This window comes from Nocardiopsis xinjiangensis YIM 90004, from assembly GCF_000341145.1.
Taxonomy (GTDB): Bacteria; Actinomycetota; Actinomycetes; order Streptosporangiales; family Streptosporangiaceae; genus Nocardiopsis; species Nocardiopsis xinjiangensis.
Window position 1 is genome coordinate 44,648 of the sequence record NZ_ANBE01000026.1, and the last position, 16,130, is coordinate 60,777.

Consider the following 16,130-nt stretch of genomic DNA (forward strand, 5'->3'; position numbering starts at 1 on the left):
GGGAGAGCCGGCACCGTGCACCTGCTCTGAGGCTCGGCCCCTCACGTGGCTGAGCATCTGGGTCTCTTATGGCCCGGGAGGTCCTGCACCGACCCGACCAGCCTCCCCCGTATCCGGGGCGTCCCCGGATCGGTAGCGCACCGCCCCTGGTTTTCACAAGCGGAACTTGTATAAACTCGGGGCATGACTTACGTGATTGCCCAACCCTGCGTGGACGTACTGGACCGCGGTTGCATCGACGAATGCCCGGTCGACTGCATCTACGAGGGTGACCGGATGCTCTACATCCACCCCGACGAGTGCGTGGACTGCGGCGCCTGCGAGCCGGTGTGCCCGGTCGAGGCGATCTACTACGAGGACGACCTGCCCACGGAGTTCGGGGCCTACCTGGCCGACAACGAGGAGTTCTTCACCCAACCCCTGCCCGGCCGCAAGGAACCGTTGGATTCGCCCGGCGGCGCTTCGAGAGTCGGCGTGATCGGGCTGGACACACCCCTGGTGACGGGCCTTCCCCCACAGGCCGTGCAGTGAAGGGCCGACCCACAGAGCCCCGAGAGGGCGGGAGCACGAAGCCCCGAGAGAGCCGGTCCACGGAGCCCCGACAGGACCGGCGCGCGGCCGGACGCCGGGGGCAGGTGTTGCAGCTGTTGCGCGGCGCGGACCGACCGTTGGAGATCACCGAGATCGCCGAGCGGCTCGGTGTCCACGCCAACACCGCCCGTTTCCACCTGGAGGCCTTGACCGAGAACGGCCAGGTCGAGCACACCACGTCCGAGCGCGGTACTCCGGGGCGGCCCGCGCGCCTGTACCGGCCGGTCCCGGGCATGGACCCGGCGGGACCGCGCAGCTACCGGGTGCTGGCCGAAGCGCTTGCCGCGAGTCTGGCCGGAGAGCCCGATCCCGGCCGCCGGGCGATCGAGGCCGGCCGCTCGTGGGGCCGGTCCCGAGCGGCCGCGGACACGACCGGGTCGGCCGATCCGGTCACGCTGCTGATGGGCATGCTCGAGGAGCTGGGTTTCGCGCCCGAGCTGTTCCCCTCCCGCGACGACGGGCAGCAGATCGGGGCGCACCACTGTCCGTTCCTGGAACTGGCCACGGATCGGCCCGACGTGGTGTGCCCCCTGCATCTGGGCCTGATGCAGGGGGCGATGGAGGCGTGGGGGTCCCCGGCCACGGTCGAGCGGCTCGAGGCCTTCGTCGAACCCGACCTGTGCGCCACCCACCTGAGCACCGCGGACACCTGAGCGGTACAGACGTCCCACGGGGGCCGGAAGCACCGGAAAGACCCGGTCACACCGGCCCCGCACAGCCGTGTCCGGGCCGGAGGACGGCCGGCCCGGACACGGCGCTGCGGTCTCAGCCCTTCGGTACCGCGTTCAACGCCTCGCGCACGGCGGTCAGCGACCCCTCGGGGTTGTCCCAGAAAATCATGTGACCGGCGCCTTCGACCCCGACCAGGCTCGCCCCGGGGTGGGCCGAGGCCGCTTCCTTCACGCCGGCCGCGTCGACGACCGGGCTGTCCGCGCCGTACACCAGGGTGGTGGGTTGCGGGACCGAACCCCAGTAGTCGAAGAAGTCCTCCGTCTCGAAACCGCGGTGGGTGGCGTCGATCGACTCGGAGGCGCAGCTGGCCAGCCAGCGCGCCCGCAGCTCGCGCTCGCGCAGCGACCAGCGCGGCCAGAAACCGGCCACTTCCTCGGCGTCGGTGCCGCGCTGGGCCTGCTGCAGCTGCTTGCGGAAGGCCTCCAGCGTGGTGGGGTAGGGCGCGCGTCCCGGCCCGCTCATCGGCGGGTCCACCAGGACCGACCCGGCGTAGGCGGCGCCGGGACGGATCGCTGCGGCCGCGGCGATCCGCGCGCCCAGCGAGTGCCCCAGCAGGACCGTCCGGCCCAGCCCCAACCCCTCGACCGCGGCCTCGACGTCGTCGGCGTAGGCGCCCAAGCCGTAGTCACCGTCGTCCGGGGCGTCGGACAGGCCCCGGCCCCGCAGGTCCACGACCACGGGCCGGACCAGGTCGGTGAGCCGGCGGGCGACGAAGTCCATGGAGATCGCGGGGCTGGTGATCCCGGGCAGGATCAGCAGGCTGGGCCGCTCCTCGGCCCCGGATTCCCGTTCGAGGTCCCCGTAGTCGAGCGCGTGCAACCGGAGGCCGCCCGAGCGGAACCAGCGTCCGAGAGCGGGGACGTCGGCGAGGTCGGCGAGGGCCTCCTGGTGGAGCGGTCTTTCGGACATGGTCGTTTCCTCCTGGAGATGCGGCTGTTGCAGATGCGGCCGGGGACGGTTCATGCCCGGGCCTGGGAGAGGTAGGTCCGGGCGTCGTCGAGCCCGACGACGTCGGCGTACTTGGCGTCCAGGTCGAACAGGGCCGCTTCCTGGGGACCCTCGGCCCGGTCACCCACACAGTCGCGCGGGACCAGTGCGGAAAAGCCCGCCTGTACGGCGTCCACGGCAGTGGCGCGCACGCACCCGCTCGTGGTCGCGCCGCACACCAGGAGGGTGTCCCTGTTCAGCCCGGTGAGCATGGTGGCCAGTGGTGTGCCTGCGAAGGCCGAAGCGCCCTTCTTCACGATGAGGGGATCGCGCTCGCCGCGCGTGAGCCGCGGGTCGAGTTCCACGGCCGCGCTGCCCTCGCGCATCCCGCGCATGCCCGGTGCCTTGTCCAGCCACCGGTACCAGTCGCCGGCGATCTCCTCCTCGGAGTAGGCGATGACGGTGTAGATGACCGGGACCGAGGCGGCGTGTGCGCTTTCCACGAGACGGGCCGTGGAGTGCACCGTCGGGGTGAGGTCGGCACCGCTCGGGAAGCCCGGTTCGGTGAACCCGCGGCTCAGGTCGACCACGACCACTGCGGGGCGCGCGCCGCGCCGCACCTGGGAACCGAACCCGGCCTGGGCGTAGGTGTGGGCCGTCGACCCCCCGTAGGTGTCCAGTTCAGCCACGGCGGGCCTCCTTCAGCAGGGCGATCTGTTTGGATTGTGCGGCGAGCTTGCCGATCAGGAGCCCCTGCAGCACCCCGACCGCGAAGGCACCGACGTACGGGAGCACCTTCTTCGTCCTGGGTCCGACGAGCAGGCCCAGACCGTCGAGCTCCTCGCCGGCCGGCGCGGGGGCGGCGGCAGCGGTGGCGGCGGCAGGCCCGGCCTGGGCGGGGACCTGACCCGCGGCGGAGGCGGAGGCAGCGGCAGCGGGCTCGGCGCCCGACCCCTCACGCAGCATCCGGGAGAGGTTGTCGGCGAACTGCTGGAGCAACCGGTCGGAGACGGTCCCGATGGCGGCCTTGCCGAACTGGGCGATCTTGCCGCGGATCAGCAGGTCGGCCTCGATGCTGAGGACGGAACCGCCCTCGCGTTCGGTGACGCCGAGGGTCACCTCCGCTTCGGCGTCGCCGCTGCCGCCGGCCTCGGAGCCGCGTGCCTGCACCCGCAGCGTGTGCTGGTCGGCGTCCACGTCGAGGAAACGCACCGTGCCGGAGTAGGCGGCGCTGATCGGGCCGACCTTGACCTTGACGTTTCCCTGGTAGGCGTCGCCGTCCCGGCCGTCCAGCGCCGCGCCGGGGACGCAGGTCACGACCCGTTCGACGTCGTTGACCGCGGTGAAGACCTCTTCGGGGGAGGCCTCGACGAATGTACTCTTCTCCAGTTTCATGCCCGGCTCCTCTCATCGGCGGGGTTGTCGGCGGATCGGCCGCACACGGCGCCGCAGGCTTGTCGGCGTTCGTCCGCGCACGCCCCGATGGCGTCGACGATGGTCTGATAGCCGGTGCACCGGCACAGGTTGGAGGAGGCCGCTTCCCGGATCTCCTCCCGGGTGGGTTCGGGGTTGTCGGCCAGGAACCCTTCGGCCAACATGAGGAACCCGGGTGTGCAGAAGCCGCACTGCAGCGCGTGGTGTTCAGAGAACTTGCGTTGCAGGTCGCCCAGGCCGTCGGGGCCCGCGAGCGACTCCACGGTGCGGATCTCCCGGCCCTCCGCCTGGACGGCGAACATCAGGCACGCGCGGGCCGGCGACCCGTCGACCAGGACGGTGCAGGCACCGCACACGCCGTGTTCGCAGCCCACGTGGGTCCCGGTCAGGCGCAGGTCGTGGCGCAGGGCGTCCACCAGCGTGCGGCGTGCCGGGGTGAGCAGTTCGTGTTCCTCACCGTTGACGGTGAGGGTGATCAGGAGACGGTCGGTCATGAGTGGGCCTCCAATGCGTGCTGCACCTGTTCCGGGGTGATGGGCGTCGCGTCGAACTCGACCCCGGTGTGGCGCAGGGCGTCGTTGACGGAGTTGACCACCGCCGCGGGAGCGCCGATGGTGCCGCCCTCGCCGCTGCCCTTCGCGCCGCTCTCGGTGAGCAGGGAGGGTGTTTCCAGGTGGCTGATCGCCACGTCGGGGATCTCGGCCGCGGTGGGCACCTTGTAGTCGATGAAGCTGGCCGCCGAGGGTTCGCCCTGGGCGTCGTAGGTGATGCGTTCGTACAGGGCCCCGGCGATGCCCTGGGCGATCCCTCCGCGGGCCTGGCCGTCGACGACCTGCGGGTTGATGGCCACCCCGCAGTCCTCCACGCACAGGTACCGCAGGATCTCCACCTTCCCGGTGCCAGGGTGCAGTTCGGTGACCACGGCGTGGGTGGAGTTGGAGAAGGTCCCGTCGCCCGGGGTGTCGAAGTCGCCGGAGCCGGTGAGCCCGGGCACGGTCGCCTTCGGCAGCAGGTTGGGCCGCAGGTAGGCGATGTCGGCGATGTCCACGTAGCTGACCGCCCGGCCGGGGTCGTCGGTCCGGCGGACCGTGCCGTCGTGGAGTTCGACGTGGTCGGGTGTGGTGTCCAGCATGTGGGAACCGATGTGCAGCAGTTTCTCGCCGAGCCGGTCGGCGGCCCGGGAGACGGCGCTGCCGCCGATGGTGATGGAGCGGCTCGCGAAGGTGCCCCACCCGTAGGCGGTGCGTTCGGTGTCGCCCTGCTGGATCTTGACCTGGTCCGGGCCGAGCCCGAGCCGGTCGGCGGCGATCTGGGCCATGGTCGTCTCGTGGCTCTGGCCGTGGCTGAGTGTGCCGGTGCTCACCACCACCGTTCCGGAGGTGTCCATCCGGGCCTCGGCCAGGTCGTATCCGGGGACCACGCTCATCTTGCGCTTGGCGAAGGCGTCCGAGCCGTAACCGCTGCGTTCGTTGAAGCAGCAGTAGCCGATGCCGATGGTGCGCCCCTGCGCGGCTGCCGACTCGCGCAGCTCGTACCAGCCCTCGTCCTGGACCAGCTGTTCGGCCAGGTCGAGCGCTTCCAGGTAGGAGCCGGGGTCGTAGGTGACGGCGTTGACGCCGGTGTAGGGGAACTGGGTGATCACGTTGCGCCGGCGGATCTCCACCGGGTCGAGGTCCAGTTCCCGGGCGGCGCGTTCGAACAACCGCTCCATCGCCATCACGAACTGCGGCCGGCTCACCCCGCGGTAGGGGGCGGTGGGGGCCTTGTTCGTGGTGATCCCGCGGGCCCGCACCCGGTAGGCGGGCACCTTGTAGACGCCGGGCATCTCCGCCGAGGCCATCAGCGGCTCGATGCCTGCGGTGAAGGGGTAGCAGGAGTAGGCCCCCATGTCGCAGACGATGTCGGAGTCCAGGGCGAGGATCCTGCCCTCGGAGTCGAAGGCGGCGCGCGTGTCGTAGTGCTGTTCGCGGCCCAGGAACGAGGCGGTGAGTGCGTCCTTGCGGTCCTCGATCCATTTGACGGGCCGGCCCAGCCGCAGCGCGGCGGCGGCCGCGGCGATCTCTTCGCGGCCCACCACGCACTTGATGCCGAAACCGCCGCCCATGTCGCCGACCGTGACGCGTACCCGGTTCTCGGCCAGGCCCAGCGAGCGGGCCAGGGCGGTGCGGACCGTGTGGGGCACCTGGGTGCAGGTCTGCACCAGCAGGTTCTCGTCGCGTGCCTGCCACGAGGCGACGACGCCGCGTGTCTCCAGCGGCAGGGCGTTCTGCCGGCTGCTGCGCGTATCGACCCGCACCACGCAGTCGGCCGAGGCGAACACGTCGTCGATGCCCTCGGTGGCGAACATGGACACGTCCAGCAGCGTGTTGCCCGGGGCCTGGTCGTGGACGGTGGGTGCGCCTTCGGACAGTGCGACCTCTTCGGAGGGGACCGCGTCCAGGGCCTCGTACTCCACCTGTGCTGCTTCGACACCGTCCTCGGCCGCGTAGGCGTCCTCGGCGATGACGATGGCCACGGGTTCACCGGCGAACCGGACGCGGTCCCGGGCCAGGATGGGCATGTCGGTGGGGACGAACTCCTCCGGGGGCCGGTCCAGGATCGCGGTGATGTCGTTCAGGTCCAGGTCGGCGGCGGTGTAGGCGGCGACCACCCCGGGGACACGGCGGACCTCGGACAGGTCGACCGACAGCAGCCGTCCCGAGGCGACCGTGGCGCGCACGAACTGGGCGTGCACCATGCGCGGCAGGGCGAGGTCGTCGACGAACGTGCCGGCGCCGCTGAGCAGGCGGGTGTCCTCCTTGCGGCGGACCGCGGTTCCGGTCCAGGCCCCCTTCTCCGGCGCGACGGTCTCCGGGGCAGCGGTTTCCGGGGCAGCATCGGTGGTGGTCATCGGGCAACGGCCTCCTCGCATGCACGAACGATGAGTGTCCGGGCCAGGACCCGGCGGTAGTCGGAGCTGCCGTCGGCGTCCGACGGGGGATCGATCGCCGCCTCGGCCGCCTCGGCGCACGCGGCGAACAGTTCGGGCCCGGCCGTGCCGCCGGCCTGGAGCACCGCCTCGGCCTCGGGCACGCGCACCGGAGCCGGGGCCACCCCGCCCAGGACCACCCGGCCGCCGCGGACGGTGCCGTCGGCGTCCGGGTCGAGGTCGACCGCTGCGGCCACGGCCGCGAAGTCCCCGGCGCGTTCGGCGAACTCGGTGAGTGCGCAGTGCGGCGCCGGCTTCGGGAAGACCACGTCCACGATGATCTCCTCGGGTGCCAGGGTCGTCATGTAGAAGCCGAGGAAGAGGTCGGCGGCCTCGATGGTGCGCTGCGCGCCCCCGGGGCCGCGGACCACGACCCGGGCGTCGAGCAGGACCGCCAGCAGGCACCATTCGGCGGTCGCGTCCCCGTGCGCGAGACTGCCGCCCACCGTGCCCAGTGTGCGGATCGGCAGGTGCCCCACCCAGCCCATCGCCTCACGCAGGACCGCGTGGTCGGCACCGAGGACCGAATCGGGTGCGGTCTCCACGGCCCGATGGGTGGTGAGGGGGCCGATGTGCAGCCCTTCCTCGTCGGTGCTGATGGTGGACAAGCCGGGAAGGGCCGTGACGTCGACCAGGTGGGCGGGCCTGGCCAGCCGGAAGTTCATCATCGGGACCAGGCTCTGCCCGCCGGCGATGATCTTGGCGTCATCGCCGAGTTCGGCGAGCAGGTCGAGGGCCCCGTCGACGTCGCGGGCACGGTGGTAGGTGAATGCGGCGGGCTTCATGGGTCTCCTCAGCGGATGAACTGGTAGGAGAAGGATTCGGAGTCGGCATCGTCGAGCGGTGTCCCACGCCACAACAGTTCGTAGGAGATCGCCGATTCCCCGTGGAAGTCACGGAGCTTGCGGTCGCGCTCTTCCTGCTCGGGGCCGTCGGGCAGGTGGTACAGCTCCATGTTGGCCAGCGAGGCCTCCTGCACGATGGCGGCCCGGTGCGCGCGGCGGGAGACGTAGCGTGCCAGCGCCTCCTGTGCCTTGTCGACGGTGACCGAGCCCAGCTCCTCGGCCAGGACCGCGGCGTCCTCCATCGCCTGCGAGGCGCCCTGGGCCTGGTACGGGAGCATCGCGTGGCAGGCGTCGCCGAGCAGGGCGATCCTTCCGTGTGCCCACACCGGGTCGGGGCGGCGGTAGTGCAGCGGCCAGGCGCCGGTGCTCTCGGCCTTGGAGAGCATCGCGCTCACCCGGTCGTCCCAGCCGGGGAAGGCCTCGGCCAGCTCCTGGACGGAGGTCGGCACCGAACTCTGCGAGGCGAATTCGGGCGGGCACGGCACGATCGCCACCACGTTCAGGTACTCGCCCCCGTTGATCATGTAGTGCACCAGGTGGCGGCCGGGCCCGTACCAGATGGTGCTCTGGAACCGGTCGACCAGCCAGCGGGTGGCGGGGTCGGCGGCGATCTTGTCCCCGGGGATGAGGGCCCGGTAGGCCATCTCTCCGGAGAAACGCAGTGTGTCGGGGAAACCGGCCGCGTCACGGACGCGGGACTTCACACCGTCCGCGCCGATGAGCACGTCGGCGGTGTAACGGCGGCCGTCGGCTGTCACCGCCACGGGGCGTTCGGGGTCGCTGTCGTCGACGCCGGTGACCGGGCTGTTGATCTCCACCCGTACGGGGGGACCGGCGCCCTCCGGGTCGGTGCACGCGTCCAGGATGACGCGGTGCAGGGCGGCCCGGTGGTAGTGCCAGTAGGGCGCGTTGAACTCGCGCTTGCACCGGTCCCCCAGCGGGGTCTGACCGATGACGCTGCCGTCCTTCCAGCGCCGCCGGACCTGGTCCTGCGGTTCGGTACGGATCTCTTCGAGCTTCTCGCGCAGGCCCAGGCGGACGAGGATCCGGCTGGCGTTGGGTGCGGACTGGATTCCGGCACCGACCTCGGCCAGTTCGGGGGCCTGTTCCAGGACGGTGACGCGCAGGCCGCGGCGGCGCAGGGCCAGGGCGGCCGTGAGGCCTCCGAGGCCGCCTCCGGCGATGGCCACTTCGTAGGACTGACGGGACGGCATCCTTACTCCAACAGGTGTGAGAGTGCGGTTGGCTACAGGGGGGCCGTGGTGTTGGTCGGTTCTAGCCCTGAGGGATCAGCTGGTCGTTCTCCCCGATCCAGGACATACGGCGCATGGGCAGGTAGACCAGCCAGGCGACCAGCGCCGGAAGAACGAACTGGAAGGCCGCGATGAGCAGCAGCACTTCCACGCTGAAACCCATCGTCTCGATGGTCATGAGCGGGCCGACGAAACCGGCGGTGCCCATACCGGCACCCGCGGCGTTGCTCTCCACCGCGAAACCCACCGTCGCGATGGGGGCCAGTACGGCGCCCGCGACCGTCGGCGGGATGAACAGGAGCGGGTTGCGCACGATGTTGGGCACTTGAAGCATCGAGGTTCCCAACCCGAGCGAGACCACCCCACCCCAGCCGTTCTCCCGGAACCCGGTGACCGCGAAGCCGATCATCTGCGCGGCACAACCGATCATCGCCGCCCCTGCGGCGAGTCCGCTCAGGTCCATCATGACCGCGATGGCCGCGCTGGAGATGGGCAGGGTCAGCGCGATGCCCATGAGGACGGCGACCACGATGCTCATCAGCACCGGCTGCTGTTCGGTGGCCCACATGATGATCTGGCCGAGGCCGCGCATACCGCTGTCGATGGCCGGGCCGGCCGCCCAGGACACCCCGAAACCGGCCAGTACGGTCACCGACGGGGTCAACACGATGTCCAGGCGCGTGCGCTGGGAGACCAGCTTGCCGATCTCGGTGGCCAGCACCGCGGCCAGGAAGGCCCCGGCCGGGCCGCCCAGTTCGGCGCCGAAGGCACCGGTGGCCACCGCCGAGAACAGCACCAGCGACGGTGCCTTCAACGAGTAGCTGACGGCCGCGCCGATGGCCGGGCCCATCATCGCCATCGTCATGGTCCCGGCCTCGGCCAACCAGCCGAGACCGGCCTGTTCGCCGACCGTCTGCAGGATCAGACCGATGATCAGCGACGAGAACAGTCCCAGCGCCATGTAGGACAGCGCCGTGACGAAGTAGGTGTGCAGCGAGGGGTAGACCCCGCGGGAGGCGAGGAACTCTCTCATGTCAGTTCCCGGGGTAGTTGCCGCTGAGCAGACTGCCGGCGTCGGGGACCTCGGTCCGCAGGCCGAGCTCGCTGAGCAGCCGGTGGGTGGTCGCGGTCGCCGCCGAGAGTACGGGCAGGTCCACGCGCTTCTCCAGGGCGGGGATCGCCGGCAGCGACGGCATCTGCACACACGCCGAGGTCACCAGCGCATCGGCCCGGCTCAGGTCCAGCCGTCTGCTGTGCTGTTCCAGATCGGCCGGGTCGAGCCCGGCGACCGCGAGGTTGTCCGGTACCTCCAGGCTGAGCGCGTCGACCACCTCGGTCCCGCTGTCCTCGATGTAGTCGGCGACCATCTTGGTCAGCGGCTTCATGTAGGGCGTGATGATGGCGACGCGCTCGGCCCCCAGCGCCGAGATCCCCGACAGCAGGGCCCCGGCGCTGGACACGACCGGAGCGGAGGCGCCCTCGGCGTCGAGCACGTCGCTGATGGTGTCCTCGGCCGTGCAGTGGTATCCGGGCCCCTGGGCCATGATGGCGACCAGGCACGCCGACGCCACGACGTGCGGACGCGCGTCCGCCAGTTCGGCGGCGGCGCGCTCGCTCTGCTGGTTCATCGACCGCAGCTGCTCGGGCGTCACCTGCTGCATGCGGGTCCGTGCGCTGTGAAAGGTGAAGCGTTCCTCGGGCCGCTCCGCCTCCCGCGCACGCAGCATGCGCGGGAGTTCGGTCTCCATGGTCAGGTTGGAGCTGGGAACGACCAGGCCGATCCGGTAGTCGGTCACCGGTTCCTCCTCGGTTGGGTGTGCGCGGCGGTGCCGGCAGGGGGTCAGCGGCGTCCGGTCGGACGCATCTCGGGCACGGTGATGTCGCCGTCCACCACGATCGGCTCATCGTCCAGGTAGAGGCTGCAGTTGCGCATCGGGATGTCGAAGTGGCAGGGGGTGTCGTTGGGCCCGCCCAGTTCGTTGTTGGGGCCGATGGAGAACATGACGTTGCCGTAGAAGGAGCGCAGCTCCATGCCCATGCCGCCGGGGAACTGTGTCAGTCCGTGCCAGTGGGCGCGCTCGTCCAGTCCCCAACCCACGTGCGACATTCCGTAGCCGCGCGGGTCGTCGAAGGAGGCGATGTAGGAGGACAGGAGCTCGGCGTCCAGGCCGCCGCTGATGTCGGTGATGAAGCCCTTCTCGATCTTCAGGGTCACCGGCGTCTGCACGTAGGTGTTGAAGGGCAGCAGGACATCGCCCGGGGAGAGCACGATGGTGCCGTCCACCCCGTCGTCGGCCCCGCCGGTGAAGACGAAGGCGGCCGGCCAGTGGTCCCAGCGGCCCGGGGTGTCGGTGTAGCCGTACTCGCTCATGGTCGGGTACACGCCGAGCTTGTAGGTCACGTCGGTGCCGGCGGGGCTGGTGATGCGCATGGTCTTGGCCTTGGCCAGGAGTTCTGCACCGTGCTCGACCCGCTCGCGCAGCTCGCGGGTGGGCATCAGGCGGGACAGCAGCTCGGGCGGCTCGACCACGGTCAGGATGCGGGTGTCGGCGCCCTGGATCTCGAACTGCTCCTTGCTGAACAGCAGGAACGTCAGGTCGATGAGCATGTCGGACTGCTTGAGGGCGTCGACGGCGACCTGGTTGCCGGCCAGGCCGGACTGGCCGACCGCCCACGCGCCGGCGTCACCGCGTGCGCTGGGAAGGCGCATGTGGAAGGTGTTCGCGCCGAGCTCCTGGGCGGCGAAGAGGAAGGCGTCGGCGAGGTCGCTGCGCTCGCTCCCCTGGGAGAGCACCGCCACGGTCTCGCCGTCGCGGACACCGCTGAGGGACAGCTGGCGCACGCACATGTCGTTGAGGTTGTTCTGGTCCATGACTCCTCCAACCGTGGATGGTTCTCGGTCTTGGCCACGGGGAGAGCCGTGACCACCCGCAGATCGTCAGTACTCAAACAATCCGTATGCTGACTATCTACTGTGACGGGACACACGTCAAGAGGTTCTGTGTAAAGTTCGGTTCGCGTGATGTTCCCGTGGCGTTCAGTGAAGGCAGGCGCGAATCGATCGCTGTCCCGCGCGGTATAGGGTCGCCCCCGGCTCGACCGCGAAGCACTGCGCCGTCCGGGCTGCCGGCCCGTTCAGCCCGGCAGGAAGTCTGCGAATCGAAGGAGACGAACAGTGGGAGGTAGCGACCGGATGGACCCCGCACCCGGCCATACGGACGGGCAGAGCCAGTCACAACCGGACATACCACCTGAGCTGCTCGCCGCCCCCGGTTACCTGGTACGACGGCTCTACCAGACCTACACCGCACTGTGGGGCAGCATCGTCCACTCCACGCTCACCGGCCCGCAGTTCGCCGTGATGCGCGCGATCCGGCGCACGCCCGGGGGCGACCAGGGTTCGTTGGCGTCCATGGCCGCGCTCGACCGCTCCACCATGGCCGACGTCGCCCGCAGGCTGGACCGCCGCCAACTCATCGAACGCCGCACCTGCACCAGCGACACCCGGCGCAAACTCCTCTACCTCACCGCCGAGGGGGAGAAGATCCTCTCGGAGACGGCAGCGCACGCGGCCCATCTCGACGAGCTGCTGCTGGCCGAATTCTCCCCGGAGGAGCGCGCGCGGGTGGTGGGCGACCTGCTCAACCTCTCCGAGGCCTGGGAACGGCTCGCGGAGGAAGACCCCTCCGAAAACGGGTGAGGGCGCCCCGGCCTCCCGCATTCCGAAAAGAAGGGGCTCCTCGGCGGAACAGCCATGCCCCACGCCAACCGGCCCCGAGGAGCGCCTTCCTCTCTGTCGAAGTGATGCGGTCCCCGCGGAAAGGGCCCGGACATCGAAGGCAGGAGGACGCCGGACACCCCCGGCCCGCCCGGCGCCGGCGGCCCTTGCCCCGCAGCCGGCCAAAGCCCGACAAATGGCACCGGATACATTTCGGTTCGAAGTTGCATTAACAACAGGATCCCTCGAAACATACTCACGGCAAACACGCCGAAGCCGCCTGATCGATATCTCGCAGATACAGACAAGAACACCGGGATCCTGTTATCTTTCTTGTGCTCCAAATCCCCCCGTGAATATTGGACGGAAAGATGTCACGCGAAAACGAGAGCCGCCCCCACTTCCTCTCCCGACGCGGCATGCTCCTCACTTCTGCGGCGGCCGCAGGAACCATGGCCCTCAGCGGGCTCCCCTCCCCTGCTCAGGCGCAGACCTCCGCCGCCGCCGCACCGTTCCCCACCATCCGCAACCGCTCCGCCTGGAACGCCCGGGCCCCGCGCAGCACCCCGGGGACGGTCGCCGGGGCGCCGACCTACATCGTGGTGCACCACACCGCGACCGCGAATCAGACCGACTACTCCCTGGCGCGTGCCTACTCGCTCTCCCGCGGCATCCAGAACTGGCACATGGACAACAACGGCTGGATCGACAGCGGCCAGCAGTTCACCATCAGCCGCGGCGGCCACATCATGGAGGGCCGCTCCGGTTCGCTGCTGGCGGTCGACGGCGGCTACCACCTGGTCGGCACACACGTGGCCAACTACAACGGGGTCGCCGTCGGTATCGAGAACGAGGGCACCTACAACACGGTCGGTCCGACCGGTGCGCTGTGGAGTTCCCTCATCGAGACCTGCGCCTGGCTGTGCTACTTCTACGGCCGCCCCACCAGCGCGATCGTCGGCCACCGGGACCTCGGCTCCACCCAGTGCCCCGGCAACCAGCTGTACAGCATGCTGCCCATCCTGCGCAGTGACGTCAGCAACTACCTCAGCAACCACAGCATGACCCTGTCCGCACCGGAGCTCTCGGGCTCGGAGATCCCCCCACGCCCGGAGGTTCCCGCCGACGAGCCCGTGGTGGCTTACGAGCACGGTCCCGCACTCGGTTCGGACGACATCAACGCACACGAGGGCTGAGCCCTGGGGCCCGGACCGCGACCGGCCAGGCGTGCACCGGTCCGGGCCCCGTTCCTCGGCCCGGGTTCTGTCCCCGCAGGGTCCTCCCCGACCGGGCACCCTCCGTTCGTCGGACGCGCCGAGCCGCCGGAAGCCGACCAGGGCGACACCGGCCCTCACACGGGGACCGGCAGGAGAAAGCACGAAACACCGGGTGAGCACAGCACGGAGACAGGCTCCCGAACCATCGGTTCCACGCCGGCCGCGGCCAACAGGTCACCGTCGTGGTGCAGGAGCTGCGCCCGATACAGCGGCCAGGGACGGTGGCTGATCCGCAGCCACCACGTGCGCCCCAGATGCCTCGTGTGCAGCCCCCAACGCGCGGTGAGGAAACGTTCCAGGTCCCCGTGCTCGCCCAGGGCCTGCCCCACTCGCAGGGACCACGATCCCCGAGCCGCCCCGGGGAACCGGCGCCGGACCGCGCCCGCACGGCGACCGCCCGGGCCGCGGCGCAAAGAGACGTCCGACCAGGTGTAGGGCAGCCCCGTCACGGCTCGGGCGGAGGAGGCCACGACGGCGGAGTCGGCATCCATCGTCAGGAACACCACCCCGCGGCGCCCGTGGTCGTCGACGGAGTACAGGCGCACGTTCACCTCACCGAACGCCCCGGTGGGCGCCGCGCCCGCGACCAGGGAGCTGCTCACCCGGAAGGCGACCAGCCCCGCGTAGGTGACCCCGTCGAGGGTGTCGGGCCGGGTGCCCTCGGGCAACAGCGGCGCCACGGCAGCGGGGTCCACCGGCCAGTGCACGAACGCCACGTCCACCCAGGACTGCCGGACCAGGGCCGGCCCCGGCATCGGCGGCGGGGTCGGGGACAACGTTGCCCGGGACGAGGCGAGCGGGACCGGAGGGGTGGCGCCGGCGAGGTTCTCCATGGTTCCATCATGCCGCTCGCCCGCACGAGGGGCCGGTCACGGCCCCCGTGCCTCCGCACAGCTCCCCCGGGGACTCTGCCGCGTGGGGCCGCCTCGGAAGAGGGTCAGGCCTCCGCGATCACCACGGCCCGGTCGTTGCCACGGCCGGATCTCATGGAATCGCGCAGGTGGCTCTCCGAGTAGCCCGTGATACCGAGGGAGGCGCGGCCGGGGTCGGAGACGGCGATGCCGCCGCCGGTGGTTCCGCGGGCGACGACGTAGTGGCCGTAGTCGGCGCCGGGGTCACCGATCAGGGTCCCGTGGTGGACGTGCAGGATGACGGACTTGCCGTTCCGTGCCTCGGAAAGCCCGGTGCCGTAGGTTTCCCGGGAATGGGAAACGTTGTTCTCCGACAGGCCGTCCTCGATATCGGTCAGGTCGGAGCCCCAGTAATCGACGGATTTCTCGTTCGGCCGGCCGTAGGGCGAAAGACCGGCGTGGACACGGAACTCCATCACCGCGGGCCCACCGTTGTTCACCCCTTCTTCATATTCCGCTGGGTCGTATCCCGAGGCGACCATGGCCACGACCCCGGCCGTGGGCCCGCAATTCTCGCTGGACCACGGACCGGTCTGCATCTGGTTGATGACCACGAGGTCGTTCGCGGAAGCCGGGGAGGCCGATGCGGTAGCGGTTCGCGGTTCCGTGGAGAGCCCGATCCCACCCAGGAGGAGGCCTGCGGCACCCGCGGCCGAGTAGCCGAGGATCTGGCGGCGGTTCATGTCCATGGCTGTGAAAGCTCCTTTCTCCATGCTTGCGCCGGCGGCTCGGAAGCCTGTCGCCCTTCCCCTGGCGCCGGACCTTCCAGTAGCTCGAAAGTTTTTTTCGCTCTTCCGTGCCGGTGCGTATTTAAGCAACGTAGACGCGGAACAAATGAGGGTCAACCCCTTGGACCTCGAAGAAACGATCCAGGCATTTACCCTTCGTTCCATGTGGTACGCCGTGCATAAAACGGGTCGGAGAAATTCCTCGCACCTTCCACCGGCACCGTGGAGGCATCGGCCGGTGTACCGCTCGCCGTGGGATGGCTGGTGGTCTCGGGGCAACCGATCGGGCTCTGGGTCACCGGCGGGTTCCGGGCACTGATCGCGGTGCCGCTGCCGTGGCGGGTGGGCCTGCACCTGCGCAACGCGGCCGCACTGGAACAGGCGGGATGGGAGAAGGCCCGGATCCTGGGGAAGGAGTCCCGGTTGGTGGCCGAACGCGCCCGGACGCGTGAGCGTTCGCGCATCGCCGGCGACCTCCACGACGCGGTGGGCCACGAGCTGAGCCTGCCGACCCTTCGGGCGGGCAGGTTCGATCCTGGCGACGGGCCCGGGGATCGAGGTGGTCGCCGAGGCCTCCGACGGGCGTGAAGCGGTGGAGATGACCAGCGCCTACCGCCCCGACGTGGTTCTGATGGACATCCGTATGCCGGTGATGAACGGCCTCGACGCGGCCACGGAGACAGGACACCGGTGACCGCCGTGACCGCGGCCTCGCCTTCTCCGAATTCCTTGACGAGAGCGTGGCC

General features: G+C 70.2%; 17 protein-coding genes and 1 pseudogene. 6 read left to right on the forward strand and 12 right to left on the reverse strand.

The window, feature by feature from the left end:
- Positions 1-183: 183 nt before the first annotated feature.
- Both fdxA and D473_RS24830 read left to right on the forward strand, forming a co-directional pair.
- Positions 184-531, forward strand: coding sequence for a ferredoxin (gene fdxA / locus D473_RS0113095; protein ID WP_017609519.1), 348 nt, complete (start codon positions 184-186; stop codon positions 529-531).
- Positions 532-635: 104 nt separating this feature from the next.
- Positions 636-1,244: a helix-turn-helix transcriptional regulator gene (locus tag D473_RS24830; protein WP_017609520.1), complete on the forward strand. Its 609-nt coding sequence runs from the start codon at positions 636-638 to the stop codon at positions 1,242-1,244.
- Between the two features lie 112 nt (positions 1,245-1,356).
- Here D473_RS24830 and D473_RS0113105 read toward each other — a convergent pair whose 3' ends face one another.
- The 10 genes from D473_RS0113105 to D473_RS0113150 form a co-directional block, all read right to left on the reverse strand.
- Complete coding sequence (locus tag D473_RS0113105) at positions 1,357-2,232, reverse strand: alpha/beta fold hydrolase (protein WP_017609521.1); 876 nt, start codon at positions 2,230-2,232, stop codon at positions 1,357-1,359.
- A 50-nt stretch (positions 2,233-2,282) separates the two neighbouring features.
- Positions 2,283-2,939, reverse strand: a complete 657-nt coding sequence (locus D473_RS0113110) for an isochorismatase family protein (RefSeq protein ID WP_017609522.1) — start codon at positions 2,937-2,939, stop codon at positions 2,283-2,285.
- Positions 2,932-3,645 carry an SRPBCC family protein gene (locus tag D473_RS0113115; RefSeq protein ID WP_017609523.1) on the reverse strand — a complete coding sequence of 238 codons (714 nt, stop codon included), beginning with the start codon at positions 3,643-3,645 and terminating at the stop codon, positions 2,932-2,934. The genes D473_RS0113110 and D473_RS0113115 overlap by 8 nt, the downstream gene beginning before the upstream one ends.
- Entirely contained in the window at positions 3,642-4,178 is a 537-nt protein-coding gene (locus D473_RS0113120) for a (2Fe-2S)-binding protein (RefSeq protein WP_017609524.1), read from the reverse strand. Before D473_RS0113120 ends, D473_RS0113115 begins: the two co-directional genes overlap by 4 nt.
- Positions 4,175-6,574: a xanthine dehydrogenase family protein molybdopterin-binding subunit gene (locus D473_RS0113125; RefSeq protein WP_017609525.1), complete on the reverse strand. Its 2,400-nt coding sequence runs from the start codon at positions 6,572-6,574 to the stop codon at positions 4,175-4,177. The genes D473_RS0113120 and D473_RS0113125 overlap by 4 nt, the downstream gene beginning before the upstream one ends.
- A complete protein-coding gene (locus D473_RS0113130; protein WP_017609526.1) occupies positions 6,571-7,437 on the reverse strand; it encodes an FAD binding domain-containing protein in 867 nt (288 codons plus the stop codon). The genes D473_RS0113125 and D473_RS0113130 overlap by 4 nt, the downstream gene beginning before the upstream one ends.
- A gap of 8 nt (positions 7,438-7,445) precedes the next feature.
- Entirely contained in the window at positions 7,446-8,711 is a 1,266-nt protein-coding gene (locus D473_RS0113135) for an FAD-dependent monooxygenase (RefSeq protein WP_017609527.1), read from the reverse strand.
- A gap of 61 nt (positions 8,712-8,772) precedes the next feature.
- Positions 8,773-9,783: a PTS transporter subunit IIC gene (locus D473_RS0113140; protein ID WP_017609528.1), complete on the reverse strand. Its 1,011-nt coding sequence runs from the start codon at positions 9,781-9,783 to the stop codon at positions 8,773-8,775.
- A 1-nt stretch (position 9,784) separates the two neighbouring features.
- Positions 9,785-10,546 carry a maleate cis-trans isomerase family protein gene (locus D473_RS0113145; protein ID WP_017609529.1) on the reverse strand — a complete coding sequence of 254 codons (762 nt, stop codon included), beginning with the start codon at positions 10,544-10,546 and terminating at the stop codon, positions 9,785-9,787.
- 44 nt (positions 10,547-10,590) lie between these two features.
- Complete coding sequence (locus tag D473_RS0113150) at positions 10,591-11,622, reverse strand: M29 family metallopeptidase (RefSeq protein ID WP_017609530.1); 1,032 nt, start codon at positions 11,620-11,622, stop codon at positions 10,591-10,593.
- A 303-nt stretch (positions 11,623-11,925) separates the two neighbouring features.
- Between D473_RS0113150 and D473_RS0113155 the strand changes: the two genes are divergently transcribed.
- Both D473_RS0113155 and D473_RS0113160 read left to right on the forward strand, forming a co-directional pair.
- On the forward strand, positions 11,926-12,450 hold the full coding sequence (locus D473_RS0113155) for a MarR family winged helix-turn-helix transcriptional regulator (protein ID WP_026126900.1): 525 nt from the start codon (positions 11,926-11,928) through the stop codon (positions 12,448-12,450).
- A 389-nt stretch (positions 12,451-12,839) separates the two neighbouring features.
- Entirely contained in the window at positions 12,840-13,664 is an 825-nt protein-coding gene (locus tag D473_RS0113160; protein ID WP_026126901.1) for a peptidoglycan recognition protein family protein, read from the forward strand.
- A 155-nt stretch (positions 13,665-13,819) separates the two neighbouring features.
- Here the strand turns inward: D473_RS0113160 and D473_RS0113165 are convergent, their stop codons facing one another.
- Together D473_RS0113165 and D473_RS0113170 are read right to left on the reverse strand one after the other, a co-directional pair.
- Entirely contained in the window at positions 13,820-14,578 is a 759-nt protein-coding gene (locus D473_RS0113165) for a DUF2071 domain-containing protein (RefSeq protein ID WP_017609533.1), read from the reverse strand.
- Positions 14,579-14,682: 104 nt separating this feature from the next.
- Complete coding sequence (locus D473_RS0113170; RefSeq protein WP_017609534.1) at positions 14,683-15,345, reverse strand: twin-arginine translocation signal domain-containing protein; 663 nt, start codon at positions 15,343-15,345, stop codon at positions 14,683-14,685.
- Positions 15,346-15,606: 261 nt separating this feature from the next.
- Between D473_RS0113170 and D473_RS0113175 the strand changes: the two genes are divergently transcribed.
- On the forward strand, positions 15,607-15,972 hold the full coding sequence (locus D473_RS0113175; protein WP_017609535.1) for a histidine kinase: 366 nt from the start codon (positions 15,607-15,609) through the stop codon (positions 15,970-15,972).
- Positions 15,917-16,063 (forward strand): annotated as a pseudogene (locus tag D473_RS26650) (response regulator); the annotation flags it as partial. The gene D473_RS0113175 and the pseudogene D473_RS26650, both read left to right, overlap by 56 nt.
- Positions 16,064-16,130 lie beyond the last annotated feature (67 nt).